Origin of the sequence: Paenibacillus sp. BJ-4 (assembly GCF_020404765.1) — a bacterium.
In the GTDB taxonomy this organism is placed as follows: Bacteria; Bacillota; Bacilli; order Paenibacillales; family Paenibacillaceae; genus Paenibacillus.
The window spans coordinates 39041-55933 of sequence record NZ_JAIVEM010000006.1 but is presented as its reverse complement, the minus strand read 5'-3'; the positions used below and the strand labels follow the sequence as shown (position 1 = coordinate 55933).

Here is a 16893-nt window from a genome sequence, read left to right as displayed (position 1 = left end):
ACAAACCCATTGGTTTTCCAATGGTACAGCACGTTTTATGCGAAAGCGAAAATACGTTGTACGGATGATGTACCTTTGAGCATTCGTACCCCCGCCACTCTTCGTGTACAATAATGCGAGTATAAAGCTTTTTGGTCCAGGTCTCAATGGCCTTGTTCAGAATAGTTACTGGAATAGCTATTAAAGAAAGGAGCCGACATCCGTCTTGAAAACACTTGGAGTTATTGTAGAGTATAACCCGCTGCATAACGGACATGTTCATCACTGGAAAGAGTCTCTTCGCATCACTGGCGCAGAGCGCACGGTGGCTGTGATGAGTGGTCCTTTCCTCCAGCGGGGTGAACCTGCGATTACGGACAAATGGTCCCGCACGGAAATGGCGCTCGCCATGGGCGTAGACCTCGTTGTGGAGCTGCCTGTGGCTTACGCCATCCAGCCCGCAGAATGGTTTGCCCACGGGGCGGTCGCCCTGCTCCGCGCCACGGGCGTCGTCGACGCGCTCTGCTTCGGCAGCGAGAGCGGAAACATTGCGCCGCTCCGCGCGCTGGCCCGCGTGCTGGCGGCAGAGCCGGCCGAGCTTAAGGCCGGCATCGCGCAGCGCCTGCGCAGCGGCGCGAGCTATCCTGCCGCCTACGCGGGAGCCGCAGCCGCGCTCGCGGTCGAAGGGGAGGACGGTGCTGCGCTCGCCGCCCTCATGCAGCAGCCCAACAATACGCTCGGGCTGCATTACTTGATTGCGCTGGAACGGCTGGGCAGCACAATCAAGCCCTTCACCGTAGCCCGCACCGGATCGGGCTACCATGAAGCCGTAGCGCCTGCGAACGGAGTCATCGCCAGCGCTACGGCCATCCGCCGTCTGCTGCTGGACGGCGGGCCAGAGGCTGCGTCGCCGTATGTACCTGCGGCAACGCTGGAGATTTTACGGCGCGAGTGGCAAGCCAGACGCGCGCCGCTGCAATGGGAAGCGTTCAGCCAGCCCCTGCTGAACGCCCTGATCACGCGCAGCCCGCAGCAGCTGGCGGAGCTGCATGAGGTCACCGAAGGGCTGGAGTATCGTCTGCGGCAATCGCTGTACACGCTGGCCCAGCCCTCGGTAGAGGCATTACTCGCTGCCGTCAAGACAAGGCGGTATACTCATACGAAGCTTCAGCGCATGCTTGCACATATTTTGCTGAATCATGGCAAAGCCAATATGACTCCCACTGAGCTGGCGAAAGGTCCCGGTTATATCCGTGTGCTCGGCTTTAATACGGCTGGACGCGAGTTGCTGGCACGGATGAAGCAGACAGCAACCCTTCCTGTATGGGTCAAGCCATCTGCCGGATCACATCCCCATCTGGACTGGGATACGGCCGCTGCCGCCATACATGCAACCGGGATGCCACGTCCCGCCATCCGCGATATGTATGCCGACTACTTGCGACCGCCCATTATGGTTTGATGGGCAGCTTTTCCATATAATTCAGTGCATCGTCAAGCGTACGCACCGGAACGAGCTTCATTCGGGTTCCAATTTGCTCAGCTTTGGCCTTGGCTTCTTTATAATTATCCGCCGGGACGAAAAACAATTCTGCACCCTGACGGTCAGCGGCGACAATTTTATACTTTGCACCACCGATCGCTCCCACCTGACCGTCCTTATCAATAGTACCCGTACCAGCTACACGATATCCCTTACTCAAATCACCGGGTGTCAACTGGTTATAAATTTCCATCGTAAACATTAAACCTGCCGAAGGCCCACCAACGTCTGTGGATGTAAAATGAATCGTTTTACGTCCATCCTTCGGCTCTACCTTTTGCACCGTGGCAATGCTGACGCCAAATCCAGGACGTTGTTTGCCCGTCTCGCTGTCTGTGATGGTCGTTAACGGAGCTTGCACCGTCAGCAAGGTGCCATTGCGCTTGAGCTTTACTCGGACTTTTGTCCCCGCCTTCTCATTTTCTAAGGCAATCCGAATGGAGCGATTATTCGTTACCCTCGTTCCGTTCAACTCCAATATTTCATCTCCAGGCTCAAATACGCTGTTTGATCGGGGCACTTTAAACACATACACATAATCCGGCACAATCCGATACGGGACCTGAGCGCGGCTGTATGCAGCCTCCATTGCGGAAGACTGGGAATCCCCCATATACCATACCTGCTCGGCTGTGTATTCGTCCTCACTTCTTCCGTGCAGACGATCCTCCTTGCGCTGAATCTCCGAATTGCTATCCAGCTTGGACATGCCCAGCATGATGAGATTGGCATAACGTGCCGATACTGTCGTCATCATAAAGGTCCCCCGTTCGTTGCGATCACCTTCCCGGACTGTAACCATCGGTTTAATCTCGTTTGCCCCACCTGGTCCATAGATCAGATAAGGGGTAGGCATATAGACCAGCACATAGACCATTGCAGCCAGCATCAAGACATAGCCGATTGAAAAAAGAGCACTTTTGCGGCTGATTTGCTTCATCTCTTCTCCCCCTTACAGCCTGATTTCCCTATCTTCCCCCAATCAATCCTGCACACCTGCTTGTTCTCAAGCCTTTCGAACAAGCATACATTGATTACGACAAGACAACATATATGAACAACCCATACCGACAACATCGTAAATAGATCGCTGCCGAAGCATCCGACCCTCCTTAGTATATTGATGAGAGGTGAATCCTTTGACACAAAAGGAAGTCCATACCGCATCTTACTGGACAACCCTACTGCTTGGCTTCGGAGCCATTCTGCTCGTATTGGCTGTTGTCACCTCTCCAGAAGAGGTGTTTCAAGCCTCTACCCAAGGGCTTAAGCTGTGGTGGAGTATTATTTTCCCGGCTATGCTCCCTTTTTTGATGTTATCCGAAATGCTCATCGCCTTCGGTCTGGTCCATGGACTGGGTGTCCTGCTGGAGCCGTTCATGCGCTTCTGGTTTCGACTGCCCGGACGAAGCGGCTGGGTGCTGGCCCTTGGCCTGACCGCCGGATTCCCGGCGGCTGTGGAGGCGGTGCGCCAATGGGCACAGCAGGAGGATATGACCGAGCCCCAGCTCAGGCGACTGACCGCCATCGCCCATTTCTGCAACCCGATCATCATTCTACTCGTCATCGGAACAGGAATGCTGCATAATGCTACTGTAGGCGGAATGTTACTTGCTGTTCACTGGATCTCTGGACTACTGGCAGGCTGGATTACAGCCAGATTGCCTGCAACGTCAAAGGAATTGCAAAAACGGGAAACGCCAGCTGCCCTACGGCCCACTTCTGTTTCCCGTACTTCCACCACCCTGATCCGCTCCGCATGGAATGCTGTGCAATCTGCCAGAGCACGGGACGGCCGCAGTTTCGGAAAGCTACTGGGCGAAACCGTATCTCATGCTGTACAGACGCTTATGGTGACAGGTGGATTTATTATTTTCTTTTCCGTACTGATTCGACTAATATCCATATACTCAGGCCAAGGAACACTTTCTTTCATATGGCCTGCCTGGATGGAGATTCATCTGGGTTCCTATGAAATCAGCCGTTTACCTTATGATCTCCGCACCCAAGCGGCACTAATCAGCGCCGTGCTGGGCTGGGGCGGCCTATGCGGCTGGCTCCAAATTACTGCAGTCACCAGACCATCCGACAAAGGCATCACATTCACCCTGTCGCGAGCGCTTCATGGGATCATCGCCTGCGGGCTTACGCTCGTGGCATGGACACCTTTCAGTCATATTGCCAACCATACAATTCCAGCTTACATTAGCGGCAGCTCAGCTTCTTCCCTTACAGAAAGCGGATATGATGAGGCGGCACACTCCGTCATGACGGAAGCCACTAATCTTTTAACACAATTGGAAGGTGCATCCCTATATCCCTGGCAGCTGACTGTGCTGTCTGCCTCCCTGTTGGCTGCGATTGTGCTTATATTACTGGTCATTTCCTTTATGACTTCATGGTGGAGCCGTCGCGCATCGCGTTGACCTTGGAACGCAGCGCGTCCTCAACCTCAGGTGCTACCAAATCTACGACCTTGCCGTCAAAATGGGCAATTTCCTTCACCATACTGGAACTCAGATATGAATACGCGGGATTCGTCATCATAAAGATCGTTTCCGCATCCGGATTCAGCTTATGATTCGTAGAGGCCAATTGCAGCTCGTATTCAAAATCGGTCACCGACCGTATTCCTCTCACAATAACCTGAGCCCCTTTTTGACGTACATAATTGGCTGTCAGATCACGGAAGCTGTCCACCTCAATATTTGGAATATCACGGGTTACAGTCCGCAATAGCTCCATTCGCTCCTCTAGAGAGAATAACGGATTTTTACTAATATTGTTAAGAACCGCGACAATTAGTAAATCAAACTGTCTGGCTGCTCTTTGAATGATATCTTGATGCCCCATCGTCACGGGATCAAAGGTTCCCGGATATACGGCAATACGTGGTTTGTGCTCAATCATGATGGTCCTCCCCGTCTGATTCGGTGATGCCGGATTTACTGACTCCGGTTTCTGTGTGCTCTTCGGCGTCCGACAAAGCATTGGCTGCATATTTATAAATAGATAACGCCGTTTCACCATAGACTGCTTTTTTGACCTGTTCGAACGGCCCGAATCTTTCGGGGTATTCATGTCCAGACTCATACTCCAGCACAATGAATGCCTCTGAACGAAGCAAGCCCAATTCAGCCATACGACTCATTAATTCATCTCCATGTTTGAGACGATAGGGCGGGTCCAGAAAAACAGCATCAAAAAGGGCTCCACGTTTTGCGAGCGCCTTGAGCGCTCTTCCGGCATCATTACGGAACACTTCAGCCTGTTCTTCCAATCCGGTTTTTCGTAAATTTTCTTTAATAACCTCAATGCTTTTTGATTCCATATCAATAAAAACCGCCTTGTCCATCCCCCGGCTAAGCGCCTCTATACCCAGGCCACCACTGCCAGCGAACAGATCAAGTGCGACTCCCCCATCAAAATAAGGACCTATCATGCTAAATAGCGCTTCCTTGACCTTATCCGTGGTCGGCCGCGTCCCTGTGCCGGGAACTGCCTTTAACGGCCTTCCTTTGGCACTACCCGATACCACTCTCACGCTGAAACTCACCTATTTTCTATATGTGTTCATAACCATATAAAGATTATGACGTTATCGTACCACATGCACCGCCGTTTGAAAAACGTATGGTATTGCAGGTATAAAAAATCCTTCCCTGGGCATCCTTAGGATATCGGCATTCAACCAATGTCGTAGACAACCGCGGAGAAGACTTACGTTTCCCCATAAGCTCTTCGTCCGGTTTCTCCTCTCCCATTCGGGCGCTTCTTTCATGGAGCGCCTGATTTTTTTGCATAAAAAGAAGCTGCCCCATAGCAGCTTTATGTATCATTTTTTCTATTCTAGGATTTGCTCATTTAAGCAGCTCTTCTGGGATATCACCTTGATAAACATACACATAGCTCGCTACCGATACAGCAAATGCTGCAAACATAGACAGCGATGTCGCTATACCATATACTATTTTTCTCACCATTCCTCTTCACCTCCTTCCCCGAATCAATGTCAGGCTCTGAACGAAAAAAGCTACAGCCACTACAGAAGAACCGATTACAAAATTAGTACAAACAAGTATGGAGGATAACAGTCGCAGGAGAGGATAAAAACGGGCTGGAATGCGCGACTGCTTTTCAATTCTGGATGGGGCAAAACATAAAACAAGCATAAGAGCCATTCCGGTAAACAGGTTTATCCACCAACTGTCTAAAGAGATACAGGATATAGATGTAAAAGCGACCGAGGTCACCACCACACATGCCATTCCTGTTTTCAAATGTATGCCTCCTGATATTTGGCGCAACAGGGCAAAGGCGATGAGGATCGTTGCAGCCTCTCCCATCCGTCCAGTGAAAAATGAGGCCAATAGTGTCAACACAACGATCATGGATGCATTCAGAATGAGGGCAAGCGCATATTGAAGTACAGGAACGGAGGCGGGATGATCCGGCACCGTACGTTTGATCTGGTTGGCAAGCCTGGAAGCCATTATTTCAATCATCCCGGTATTCCTTTCCGATCGCATAATAGATGAAAAATCCAGAAACCAGAGCAAAAAACATCATATTTAACCATATCTCGTTATAATACAGCACAATAGAAGTTGAAATGAGGGACAGGATAATCAGCGTGATGACAATGCCATACTCCTCTTTGAATTTAAGCTTTTTGAAATTAGGAGCAAAGCCGATCCCTTTCCGATACATCATAAACGAGATGAGCAGCCCTGCGGCTGCGCTTATCGATTGCAGCAGATAACCCTTCAAGGACCCATCCTGCAACTCAGAGACTGGCAAATTGCCGAACAGCATTTTTAGGAGCACCGACTGAATAACAGCATACGCAAAATAACCTGTTACAGTCATAATGCCCGACCACACAATTGGAATTTTCACTACGGTAGCGAGTAAAAAAATAAAAAGCAGCATATTGATGACAGGCACCAAATACGAGAGAGACCATTCTTCTCGGAGCAAATAACTTTGCAGGTTCATAATCAAATTTACAAAAATGGCCTGCCATAGATAGGGTGTCATTTTGACTTTAAAAATACTAAGAATCAGTGCAAAAACAGCCACTCCCTCAAGCGTTGAAAAAAGCAAAAAGCCGATCGGCTCCACAAGCATGCACGCATCTCCTTTACAATTCCAACAAACCTCATCGATATATCTAAAAGCTTGGCTGTACATCGAATATAAAGAGCTGGGAGCTACTTTTCAAGAGGTCTTTTCAATGATTTCATAGAACTTTTCAAGCACTTCAACGTAATGTTATCGTATGTAAGCTTCAAGTAAGGCTTAAGCAACGGTTTCCTTAACCAGATCTCCCTGTGGACGTCTAGGCTTCATTCGTGATATGAGCTTTTTCCCAGAGCGGATACCGGGCTGTTCAATCCATGTATAGGTGAGCCAGGACAGTCCAGTAGTGAACAGCAGCGTCATCATAAACATCATAATGAGGTTGACCGTCGGGGCAAAGGGGAATTTGATCTGAATGATCAGCCCCAGAACCAGCATATGTGTCAAATACATGCTGTAGCTGAGCCGGCCAATCCATGACCATACCCGATTAAGCAACCACATCGGCTGCCAATGATACAAAGCATATGCCCCCAGCAGCAACCCAGCGCCTATGAGGTAATCCGTCATACCTGTAAAAAACGCAAATAGCACAGATACAAGCAGCAAGCCCCCACTGACCCGGTCTATGCTTTTCCAATGCCGCTCGTTCTTCCAAATAAAAAACAACAATATACCCAGCCCAAAGACAGGCAATTGATTCGGAAACCATAAATACAGATAATGCCCCCATAAGGAATGATCACTAATCCATGGATATTGAGCAAACCACGTATTTAGCCCGAAGCTTAGCACAAGCACAATCATGACAAACCAGGCAGCATGGCGAACTGACCGGATCAGCTTAAATAATAAGGGGACAAACAGATAAAACATACATTCCACCGCTATGGACCATTCCACCCCGATAATACTGTTGATCCAATATGGGTTCAGGCCATTCAAAAACAGGACATGAGCTGCAATATTGGCGACCGTGATCCCCTCCTGATCCCCAAGCCAAAATCGAGGACCTGTCCCGTTCACAATTAAATAGATCCCGAGCATTACGTAATATAAAGGAGCAATTCGGAAAAAGCGACGTATCAGATAAGCCGAAATTCTTTCTCTCCTGTCCCCCGAACGTCTGCTCAGAGACAAAAATAGCGTAAAAGCGCTGGCCAGATAAAATAAAGCGACTCCTTTGGCACCCATACTCAAGCCTTTTTGTATCCATCCGTTGATTCCGTCCACATGCTGACTGACATGCACCAGCAAAACCCCAATAATGGCCAGCGCTCTCAGCGTATCTACAAACTGCAGCTTGTCATGTTCCATTTCACCCTTGGCTTCGGGCATCGTATCCCTCCATATCGATCCTATACGATACATTTTGTATCTATAATACACAAAACGTATCATCAAAGTAAATATCTCCGTATGTAAAAAAACATCTCCCAGCCGCATGATCTGCGGCCAAAAGATGTTCACATTGTTAAGCTATAGTTAGTTGCTCCCTGCAGCATGTACAAATGAGCATGGCCAATTGGCAGTCATTCATTTTATTTGTTTAGATGAAAAGGAACCGTCGTTACGATGACGTCTTTGTAATTGAGCAGATAAGCTCTCATCAGCAAACTGGTCTGATTGTGCAGAATATTTTCCCACCAGTGCTTGGTAATGAATTGCGGAATGAGGACAGTAATATGATCCTCGTCTGCTTTTTTCCATTCCACTGTATCAATAAACTTGCGGAGCGGATTAATAATGCTACGATAACGGGATTTCAAGACCACCAAGCGGATACCGACATCCCATTCTTCCCATTTCTGCTCCATTTTACGAATTGCATCATCATCTACACCAACATATACAGCAACCACATTGTCCGACAACGTCTTGGCATAACTGATGGTATTCATGACGACCCGAGTAATGCCTGCCACCGGAATAATAATGGTATTGCCTTTGATCATCGGTTTATCCTTTGTAATGTCAATGCGCAGCTGCTCAGCCGTATTTTTGTAATGAATATTGATCTTCATAAAGAAATACAGTACCAAAGGCAGGAAGATGAACACCATCCAAACCTGACTAAACTTGGTAAAGATAAAGATAAGCGTTATCGACAACGTGGTCAGCATGCCGATCGTGTTAATGGCAAGCTTGACGACCCAGCCGGACGGCTTGAGCCGAATCCAGTGAATCATCATCCCAAGCTGGGAAAGCGTAAAAGGGATAAATACCCCTACAGCATACAGCGGAATCAGATTTTCTGTATTTCCGCCAAATACAATGACCAGCAACGCCGAGAAAACACTTAAAAACAGAATACCATTCGAGTATCCGAGCCGATCTCCACGAACCATGAACATATGCGGCATGTATTTGTCCTTAGCCAGCATAAAAGCGAGCAACGGAAAGGCAGAATAGGCTGTATTCGCCGCCAAAAACAAGATGAGCGCCGTCACGCCCTGAATGATGTAATACATGACACCGCGTCCGAAAGTGGCATTGGCAATTTGTGAGATGACGGTTTCATGCGGATTCGGACGAATACCGTACCAATAAGCCAGCAAGCTGATCCCAATGAACATACTCCCGAGAATCAAGCCCATCATCATCAATGTGGTTGCTGCATTTTTGGCAGCAGGCTTGCGAAAGTTCGGAATGGCATTCGAGACAGCTTCTACCCCGGTTAACGCCGAACAACCCGAGCTAAACGCCTTTAGTAAGAGAAACAGGCTAACGTTGGATACCGTGGCTCCAAATTGCGGTGCCGCAGCATGGGCTCCCCCTGCAATGTAATGAATGACACCACTAATAATCAGAACAAAAATGGAAACAACAAATAAGTAAATCGGTAAAGCCAGCACCGAGGCAGATTCCGTTACCCCGCGCAAGTTCATAATAGTCAAAAAGATAATCATGATCAGAGCAATCGCAATTCGATGATCGTGTAATGATGGAAATGCCGATGTAATGGCATCTGTACCCGCTGACGAGCTGACCGCAACCGTCAGAATGTAGTCGACCAGCAAGGAGCCGCCTGCAATCAGACTCGGGGCCTTACCCAAATTATCTTGAGCAACGATATAGGCACCACCGCCACCTGGATAGGAAAAGATTGTTTGCCGATAAGACAGGATCAGAATGACCAGCAATCCCAGTACCGCGATCGATATAGGTATGGAATACCATAGGGCAGCGAAGCCCGCTGTAATCAAAACCAGCAAAATTTGCTCGGTGCCGTAAGCTACTGAGGACAATGCATCTGAGGACAGAATGGCCAGAGCCTTGAGCTTGTTTAGCTTCTCCTCCTCAAGAGCCGTCGACTTTCGAGGACGACCGATTAATAATCTTTTGACTTTACTCAGCATTTCATTAACTCCTTCTTCGATGAGGGTTTTGCAGAAGAACTGTGATCGTATGTTTATTATGTCACCTGAACATCAAATTGATGAAACAAATGAACTATTATTTTATACCCCTTCATCCTGAAAAAACAATAATAAATACCTCTTATAATGAGCATTCCCGAGTAAGAAAGAGTATTTCGATAAAATACCCTTATGTATATAGTAATTTGAACCTTTCCGGCGTAATTCCCTCAGCACGGCGAAAAGTTGCCACAAAATGGCTGGCATCCCGAAACCCTACGCGCTCCGAAACTTCCTTAACCGTCAAATGCGGGTACTCTGTCATCATTTCTTTAGCCTTACGCAGCCGAATCACAATCAGGTAAGCATAGGACGTCACGCCAAAAGCCTGCTTGAACAATGTATTTAAATGACGGGCGCTAACATTAATCATAAGCGCCATATCAGACAGCCCCACATCCGGACTGGCGTAATTTTGCTCCATAAAGGCCAGTACGGGCGCCAAACGTTCCACATTATGGGACAGAGAAGGCATCGAGCTGTGCTGCCCATATTTACGCAACAGTGTCAGAAAGCGGTATATATTGGCCGATGCATCTAATCCGGATAAATCCCGTTCGCTAACCAGCGAATGAAGGATACCTTCTCCAAAGGTATGCAGCTCGCTATCCGGGTCCCAATGATATCCGCGCGTATGCTTCAATCCGAGAGCAGTCAATACAGCAGCGGCGATGGGTCCGTCAAATGTGATGTATAACGTTCGCCATACCTTTGTCGCCCGTCTGTATGCATGGGATTCGCCCGGTAGCAGCAGAACCCCGGACTGCTCACCCAGACGGAAAGTCCCCCCTTTAAATGTAAATATCCCTTCACCGGATACCGTCTGAATCCAGTGAAAGCACGGATATCCCTCTGGACGGGACACATCCTCCTGCCTGCTGTTGAATCCGATGCTCTCAATAAAAAGCGGTAAAGAGTGCTCACGTGTAGTCAGAAAAAATCGCAAATGATGGGGAGTCAAAATCATAAATGCACCTCCGGCGTATGCGGGTATGTATTTCTCTTATAGATCCATATTGTTATATCCAAGTTCATTTTATTATATATAAAAGACATTACTTGTATTATAAGATAGAATTATTCTTATATATAGAGGTGATTGGCATGATAAGCGGCAAACTTCCTAAAGTATTTTACGGTGGAGATTACAATCCCGAGCAATGGGATGAGGCCACACATCAGGAGGATTTACGGATGTTCAGGCTGGCAGGGATTGATATCGCCACAGTCAACGTATTTTCATGGGCCAAAATTCAGTCGGACGAAATCACATATCATTTTGAATGGCTGGATCAATTGATTGACAGTCTTCATGAAAGCGGTATCTTCGTTTGTCTTGCTACCAGCACTGCAGCACACCCCGCCTGGATGGCTACCCGTTATCCGGATATTCTGCGGGTCGATGCTGACGGACGCAAGCGGAAATTCGGCGGCCGCCACAACTCCTGTCCGAACAGTCTAACCTATCGTAAATACGCGGAGCATATGGCTGACCGATTGGCCGAGCGATACAAAAATCATCCCGCTATCCTCGTGTGGCACGTATCCAATGAATACGGCGGTGATTGTTATTGTGACAACTGCGCCGCCGCGTTCCGGGTATGGCTCAAGCAAAAATACGGATCACTGGAAGAATTGAACCGGGTGTGGAACACTTCCTTCTGGGGTCACACCTTCTATGATTGGGATGAAATTGTGCCCCCGAATAATCTGAGCGAGCATTGGGGAGAAAATCACTCCTCCTTTCAAGGAATTTCCCTTGATTATGCACGCTTTAATTCAGACAGTATGCTCGATTGCTATCTGCTGGAATATAACGCGATTAAAAAGCATATTCCCCATGCTGTGGTAACGACCAATCTGATGGGATTTTTCAAGCAACTGGACTATTTCAAATGGGCTAAACACATGGATATTGTGTCCTGGGACAGCTATCCTCAGGCTAATACGCCTGCAAGCTATACCGCGATGGCACATGATCTGATGCGCGGTCTAAAGGATGGGCAGCCCTTTATGCTCATGGAGCAAACACCGAGCCAGCAAAATTGGCAGGCGTACAATTCGCTCAAACGTCCCGGCATCATGCGGCTATGGAGTTACCAAGCGGTAGCGCATGGCGCGGACACAGTCATGTTCTTTCAGCTTCGCCGCTCTATCGGTGCTTGTGAGAAATTTCACGGAGCTGTGATTGAGCATGCCGGACACGAAAATACACGTGTATTCCGCGAGGTGGCACAGCTTGGCAAAGAGCTTGGAGCATTAGGAGACCGGTTCCTTGACGCGACCGTCGATGCCAAAGTAGCCATTTTGTTCGATTGGGATAATTGGTGGGCATTAGAAAAATCAAGCGGGCCCTCTGTTGCATTGAATTACGTAGATCAGGTGCATAAGTACTATGCTGCCCTTTTCCGGCGTAACGTGCAAGTAGACCTGATTTCCGTAGAAACGGATTTCCAGAAATATGATCTCATTATCGCGCCTGTACTCTACATGGTCAAGCCGGGTACTGCTGAGAAGCTGGAACAATTCACGCAGCGTGGCGGCACGTTCGTTACCACCTTTTTCAGCGGAATCGTCAATGAAAACGATCTGGCCACAACCGGAGGATATCCAGGTAAGCTGCGTAAGCTGCTCGGGATTTGGGTAGAAGAAATAGACGCGCTTCTGCCGGAATCACACAATCGTATTATAATGAAAGAAAAGTTAGGCGCATTGCATGGAGAATATCAATGTGGCATGCTTTGCGATCTGCTGCACAGTGAAGGTGCCGAGGTGCTGGCTGAATACGGTGATGATTTCTATCAGGGTATGCCAGTACTGACACGCAATCGTTCCGGCCAAGGTGAGGCATGGTATGTCGCATCGGACCCTGAGGAATCTTTCCTTGATGGCCTAATGGGTTATATTTGTGAGGAAAAAGGGATTTCATCCTTGCTACGTGCTCCTGCAGGCGTAGAAGCTACTGTACGTACCAAAGATGGAAAATCGTATCTGTTCATCCTGAACCATAACGCTCAAATGCAACATATACAACTGGATGACCAAAAAGGGAAAGAGCTGATTAGCGGCAATTTCCTGGAAGGAGGTATCTCCATTGATGGCTACGGCTTTCAAGTACTGGAGCTATCATAACAACATATATCCGACTTATACAGGCCTGATTTCATAGTTCTGATTTACAGATCGGTCTGCTGTATGAGCGCAAATTAGGTATCAAAGGAGTTCAACATGAAACGACTGCTATGGGTTGGCAGCTTGTCTTATTTTTTGATCGGTCTGGCACATGTGGTTGTAGGGTCCCTGCTACCTGTGCTGCTGGATCACTACGGCAGAAACTATACGGAGGGCGGAAGCCTGATTTTCGCTCAATTTTCCGGCTTTCTGGCTGGCGTCCTGCTGTCGCCATGGCTTGCACGAACTTTCGGCAAACGCCGAAGTCTGGTATTTGCTCTGCTCCTGCTGTGTGCGGCAGAAGGAGTGTACTCTCTATTGCCCCCTTGGGGATGGCTATACGCTGTCGGGGCAGCAGCTGGCTTTGGCTTCGGCATGGTAGAAGCGCTTATCGGTACCATCGTTATTAGTGGTATTACTCAAGGAACAGGCGCGGCTATGAGCCGGCTGGAAGTCTTTTTTGGAATCGGCGCGTTGGCCATGCCTGCTATCGCCAGCCAGTTCATTGCTCTCGGCTGGTGGAGATTGGCTTTTCCCATGATCTCCATGTTCGCAGCTATTGCGGTCGTAGCTTGGCTACGGGGGTCCTTCGGCACGTTGGACACTGTATTGGACGAACAGGAACAACGAGGGAACAACCATACATCCTCCTCCTCTAATTCACCGAAGGTGAAAGCTTCTAAAGCTAGCCCTATAGGGAATTGGAAGCTGCTGGCTCTGTTCATTGTCTTTTTCTTCATCTATGTTGGGACAGAGATGAGCCTGGCTAATTTCCTGCCCTCCATGTTTATTGAACGCCTGGGAATCACGCAAGCCGAGGCAGCACTCAGTGTTACCTGCTTCTGGCTAGCCATGGCCACCGGACGACTATTCACAGGCAACATTGCCGATCGGTACGGCTACGGTGTCTTTGTCGCCCTGAGCTCACTGGCAACGACCGTGCTGATGTGTGTATTCCCGCTGATTAAGGGTACTTCCGTTACCTTTGTCCTTATTGCACTGCTGGGTCTGGGCATGTCCGGCATTTTTTCCATCGCACTCGTTTTTGCCAGCAAAATGATGCCAGGCACAGAAGAATCCACTACCAGCCTGCTTATCGGTGCAGGCGGAGTCGGGGGTGCCCTGCTGCCCTTATGGCTTGGAAACAGCATGGATCGTGGCGGAGCAGTCGCTTCGGCATGGTTGCTGGCAGGCTTTGCCTGTATCCTGTGCCTGCTTGGCTGCATTCTGTACGCCTTATACGTGCGCAAAAAGCGGCTTCAAACCGCTTCATCCTGATACATGCCTTTTTCGGCGCCTTCGGCTGCTCCTTGATATAATTCAAGGCTACAGCACAGGCGCCATTTTACTTACTAGACGAATGTACCTTGTACAAAAGCCTATTTTTAACCAAAGATAGATTGTTGCCTATGAAATGCAGGACAGATATCCATGCCTCTCCTAGATGAATGGAGTAGTATACAACAAACCATATGGAGGTGTTTGTATTGGGTCGTCCTGAATTAAAACGAAAAAAAGGCCGCAAAAAAAATGTTTTTATTCGTTCCTGGTTTGATAAGTTAGAGAAAAAGTTTGATGAGACGCCCCCAAAGAAAAAAGGCCGCTCGAAACGAAAATTTTTTGGCAAAGATATTATCGTCAAAAAACAACTTGTCCATGTGAATATTCCTCATGACGCTTTAGAGACAAGAGGGGGGCCTGCCACAGATGGCTTGGCACAGTTCGGTTATATTTACAACCTAAGACCTCAAGTCGTTCCGATTGAAGCGGATGTCATTCTGGATTCGAATGGTATACTTACGCCTGGAATTGCTCATGTTCCTGGGACTACACAGATTACTGTCGCCGACGCGGGGAACTATGAGGTTCACTTTTCTGTGTCGGGTGTAGAGCCCAACCAATTCGCCATCTATATTAATGGCATCCTGGCTGGAGGAACCCTATACGGTTCAGGAGCCGGCACGCAGCAGAACACAGGGCAAGCCATCCTCGCTCTGGCATGTGGAGATGTTCTTACGCTGCGAAACCATAGCTCTGCCACTCCAGTTACCCTGCAAACATTGGCTGGAGGAACTCAAACCAGCGTGAACGCCTCTGTCATCATTAGAAAATTGAGATAGGTTTGAACCTCTGCAAAGTCTCAGCCCACAAAAATGGGTTTATCCCACACTCGTTCGAGCGAAGATAAACCCTGAATAGCTAAAAAGCCATAATAATACCTTTGTCATTGGCATACATCGAACTGATCCCTCTGGTGGACACAATATGAATATCTTTGAATTGATAACGATTCTTCAACGCATTCATTAATTTTTCCGCCAGACCGGGATTATTGCAGTGAGTAATGACGATGCTTTCCCCCTCGGTATCCCGACCACTTTTTTCAATGGTATCTGCCAATTTTTCGATGATTTGATTCTGACCGCGTGCTTGAGTAAAAAAGGCGATATTCCCGTCACCATCGGAACCTAAAATAGGTCTGATATGCAAGAATGAAAGTATCTTGCCCGTAATTTTATTCATTCGACCATTCTTCACCAAATTATCCAGGTTTTCCAACACAAAGTAAGTCTTCATCTTCGTGATAAAGGTTTCCAGGGAAGAGATGATTTCGCTTTTATGATATCCCTCGTCGATCAGCTTCCGAAGCTTAAGAGCTAACAATACTTGTCCAGCCGATGCGCTTTTCGAATCGAAAACATGGACATCTGCCCCATTTTCTTCCTCCGCCATATCTTTTCCTACCAATGCACTAGAATACGAACTGGAAAGGTTGCTGGATAATGTAATGGCAAAAGAAGTATGCGGGCCTTGAAAAGCTTCCTTGTAAAGCAAGGGTGAAGGTGATGCAGATCCAATCTTGGTTGTACAGGCTTTCATTTCTTCCATGAACTGAGGCAAGTCCAGCGTATCATCATCAACGAAGCATTTTTCTCCCAATGTCATGTTTAACGGAATCGTAGTAATCTGCAGCTGCTCTCTAAGTTCTGTTGTTAAGTCGCAGCAGCTGTCTGCTATTATTGTATACCTCATTCTGTACACCCTCATCTTATGTTATTTTCCAGTGGAATCCGAATCCATAATGCTCATGGAAAGCTCAATCAACCGTATAAATTCCTTTACATCATCCTCGCCCAAACCGGCTACAAGCGCTTCAAAATAGCCTTCTATTCTCTCTTGCTTTTGTTTAATCAAGGATTCACCGTCTGGTGTAAGCCTTACACACATCCGTCGTCTATCATGCTCCGACATCTCCATAGTGACATAGCCTTTTTTTCTTAAGCCCGTAAGCGCTGCCGTAATTCTTGATCTGGACACATGCAGATGGTCGCTGAGTAAGGAAGGATTAATTTCATCGTCCCGATGCTGAACTAAATATTGAAGCACATGGTTTTCACCTTGGACAAGCGCTGTCAGACTACTGAATAATTCCATGTTATAAATCCGTTGAACCGATTCTCTTAGTCGGTCCCTTAAATAAACTTCTTTCATAGTAACCTCCGTATAACGCATAATACATATAGTTAACTATTAATACTATGTACTATAATGAATCGCGAGCGATAATAACAATGAATTATTTGTGAATTTTAATACATAGAGGAGTTGTTACATTAGATGACTCAGTAGATGACAGAAAGGCCAACCCGTAAATACTGGTTGACCTCATCATTTGAAGACTGGCTTACGTTTCTGAAC

The 16893-nt window shown here is 47.8% G+C and carries 17 protein-coding genes; 5 read left to right on the top strand and 12 right to left on the bottom strand.

Features of this window, described 5'->3' with window-relative positions:
- The first annotated feature begins 205 nt into the window (after positions 1–205).
- Positions 206–1441, top strand: coding sequence for a nucleotidyltransferase (locus LCF57_RS02015; RefSeq protein ID WP_225999229.1), 1236 nt, complete (start codon positions 206–208; stop codon positions 1439–1441).
- Here LCF57_RS02015 and LCF57_RS02010 read toward each other — a convergent pair.
- Positions 1431–2462 (bottom strand): SepM family pheromone-processing serine protease, encoded by a 1032-nt coding sequence (locus tag LCF57_RS02010; protein ID WP_225999228.1) that lies wholly within the window; start codon positions 2460–2462, stop codon positions 1431–1433. The genes LCF57_RS02015 and LCF57_RS02010 overlap by 11 nt on opposite strands.
- Positions 2463–2652: 190 nt before the next feature.
- Between LCF57_RS02010 and LCF57_RS02005 the strand changes: the two genes are divergently transcribed.
- Positions 2653–3948, top strand: a complete 1296-nt coding sequence (locus LCF57_RS02005; RefSeq protein WP_225999227.1) for a nucleoside recognition protein — start codon at positions 2653–2655, stop codon at positions 3946–3948.
- Here the strand turns inward: LCF57_RS02005 and coaD are convergent.
- The 9 genes from coaD to LCF57_RS01960 all read right to left on the bottom strand — a co-directional run bounded on the left by coaD (position 3911) and on the right by LCF57_RS01960 (position 10990).
- Positions 3911–4432 (bottom strand): pantetheine-phosphate adenylyltransferase, encoded by a 522-nt coding sequence (gene coaD, locus LCF57_RS02000; protein ID WP_225999226.1) that lies wholly within the window; start codon positions 4430–4432, stop codon positions 3911–3913. The two genes, LCF57_RS02005 and coaD, sit on opposite strands and share 38 nt — an antisense overlap.
- A complete protein-coding gene (rsmD, locus tag LCF57_RS01995; protein ID WP_225999225.1) occupies positions 4425–5066 on the bottom strand; it encodes a 16S rRNA (guanine(966)-N(2))-methyltransferase RsmD in 642 nt (213 codons plus the stop codon). The genes coaD and rsmD overlap by 8 nt, the downstream gene beginning before the upstream one ends.
- Positions 5067–5112: 46 nt before the next feature.
- Positions 5113–5325, bottom strand: a complete 213-nt coding sequence (locus LCF57_RS01990) for a hypothetical protein (RefSeq protein WP_225999224.1) — start codon at positions 5323–5325, stop codon at positions 5113–5115.
- Between the two features lie 57 nt (positions 5326–5382).
- A complete protein-coding gene (locus LCF57_RS01985; RefSeq protein WP_081330746.1) occupies positions 5383–5505 on the bottom strand; it encodes a cyclic lactone autoinducer peptide in 123 nt (40 codons plus the stop codon).
- A gap of 6 nt (positions 5506–5511) precedes the next feature.
- A complete protein-coding gene (locus tag LCF57_RS01980) occupies positions 5512–6027 on the bottom strand; it encodes an accessory gene regulator ArgB-like protein (protein WP_225999223.1) in 516 nt (171 codons plus the stop codon).
- Positions 6020–6652 carry a hypothetical protein gene (locus LCF57_RS01975; protein WP_225999222.1) on the bottom strand — a complete coding sequence of 211 codons (633 nt, stop codon included), beginning with the start codon at positions 6650–6652 and terminating at the stop codon, positions 6020–6022. The genes LCF57_RS01980 and LCF57_RS01975 overlap by 8 nt, the downstream gene beginning before the upstream one ends.
- 171 nt (positions 6653–6823) lie before the next feature.
- The gene (locus tag LCF57_RS01970) at positions 6824–7942 is read right to left on the bottom strand and encodes an acyltransferase family protein (protein ID WP_225999221.1); all 1119 of its coding nucleotides are present in this window, start codon (positions 7940–7942) and stop codon (positions 6824–6826) included.
- A gap of 203 nt (positions 7943–8145) precedes the next feature.
- Positions 8146–9963 (bottom strand): APC family permease, encoded by a 1818-nt coding sequence (locus tag LCF57_RS01965; protein WP_225999220.1) that lies wholly within the window; start codon positions 9961–9963, stop codon positions 8146–8148.
- Positions 9964–10153: 190 nt separating this feature from the next.
- The gene (locus LCF57_RS01960) at positions 10154–10990 is read right to left on the bottom strand and encodes an AraC family transcriptional regulator (RefSeq protein WP_225999219.1); all 837 of its coding nucleotides are present in this window, start codon (positions 10988–10990) and stop codon (positions 10154–10156) included.
- 137 nt (positions 10991–11127) lie between these two features.
- Between LCF57_RS01960 and LCF57_RS01955 the strand changes: the two genes are divergently transcribed.
- From LCF57_RS01955 to LCF57_RS01945, 3 genes are all read left to right on the top strand, one after another.
- Positions 11128–13155: a beta-galactosidase gene (locus LCF57_RS01955; protein ID WP_225999218.1), complete on the top strand. Its 2028-nt coding sequence runs from the start codon at positions 11128–11130 to the stop codon at positions 13153–13155.
- Positions 13156–13251: 96 nt separating this feature from the next.
- Positions 13252–14472 (top strand): MFS transporter, encoded by a 1221-nt coding sequence (locus tag LCF57_RS01950; RefSeq protein ID WP_225999217.1) that lies wholly within the window; start codon positions 13252–13254, stop codon positions 14470–14472.
- Positions 14473–14681: 209 nt separating this feature from the next.
- Complete coding sequence (locus LCF57_RS01945) at positions 14682–15314, top strand: hypothetical protein (protein ID WP_225999547.1); 633 nt, start codon at positions 14682–14684, stop codon at positions 15312–15314.
- Between the two features lie 79 nt (positions 15315–15393).
- Here LCF57_RS01945 and LCF57_RS01940 read toward each other — a convergent pair whose 3' ends face one another.
- Together LCF57_RS01940 and LCF57_RS01935 are read right to left on the bottom strand one after the other, a co-directional pair.
- A complete protein-coding gene (locus LCF57_RS01940; RefSeq protein ID WP_225999216.1) occupies positions 15394–16227 on the bottom strand; it encodes a DegV family protein in 834 nt (277 codons plus the stop codon).
- A 21-nt stretch (positions 16228–16248) separates the two neighbouring features.
- Complete coding sequence (locus LCF57_RS01935) at positions 16249–16686, bottom strand: MarR family winged helix-turn-helix transcriptional regulator (RefSeq protein WP_225999215.1); 438 nt, start codon at positions 16684–16686, stop codon at positions 16249–16251.
- Positions 16687–16893 lie beyond the last annotated feature (207 nt).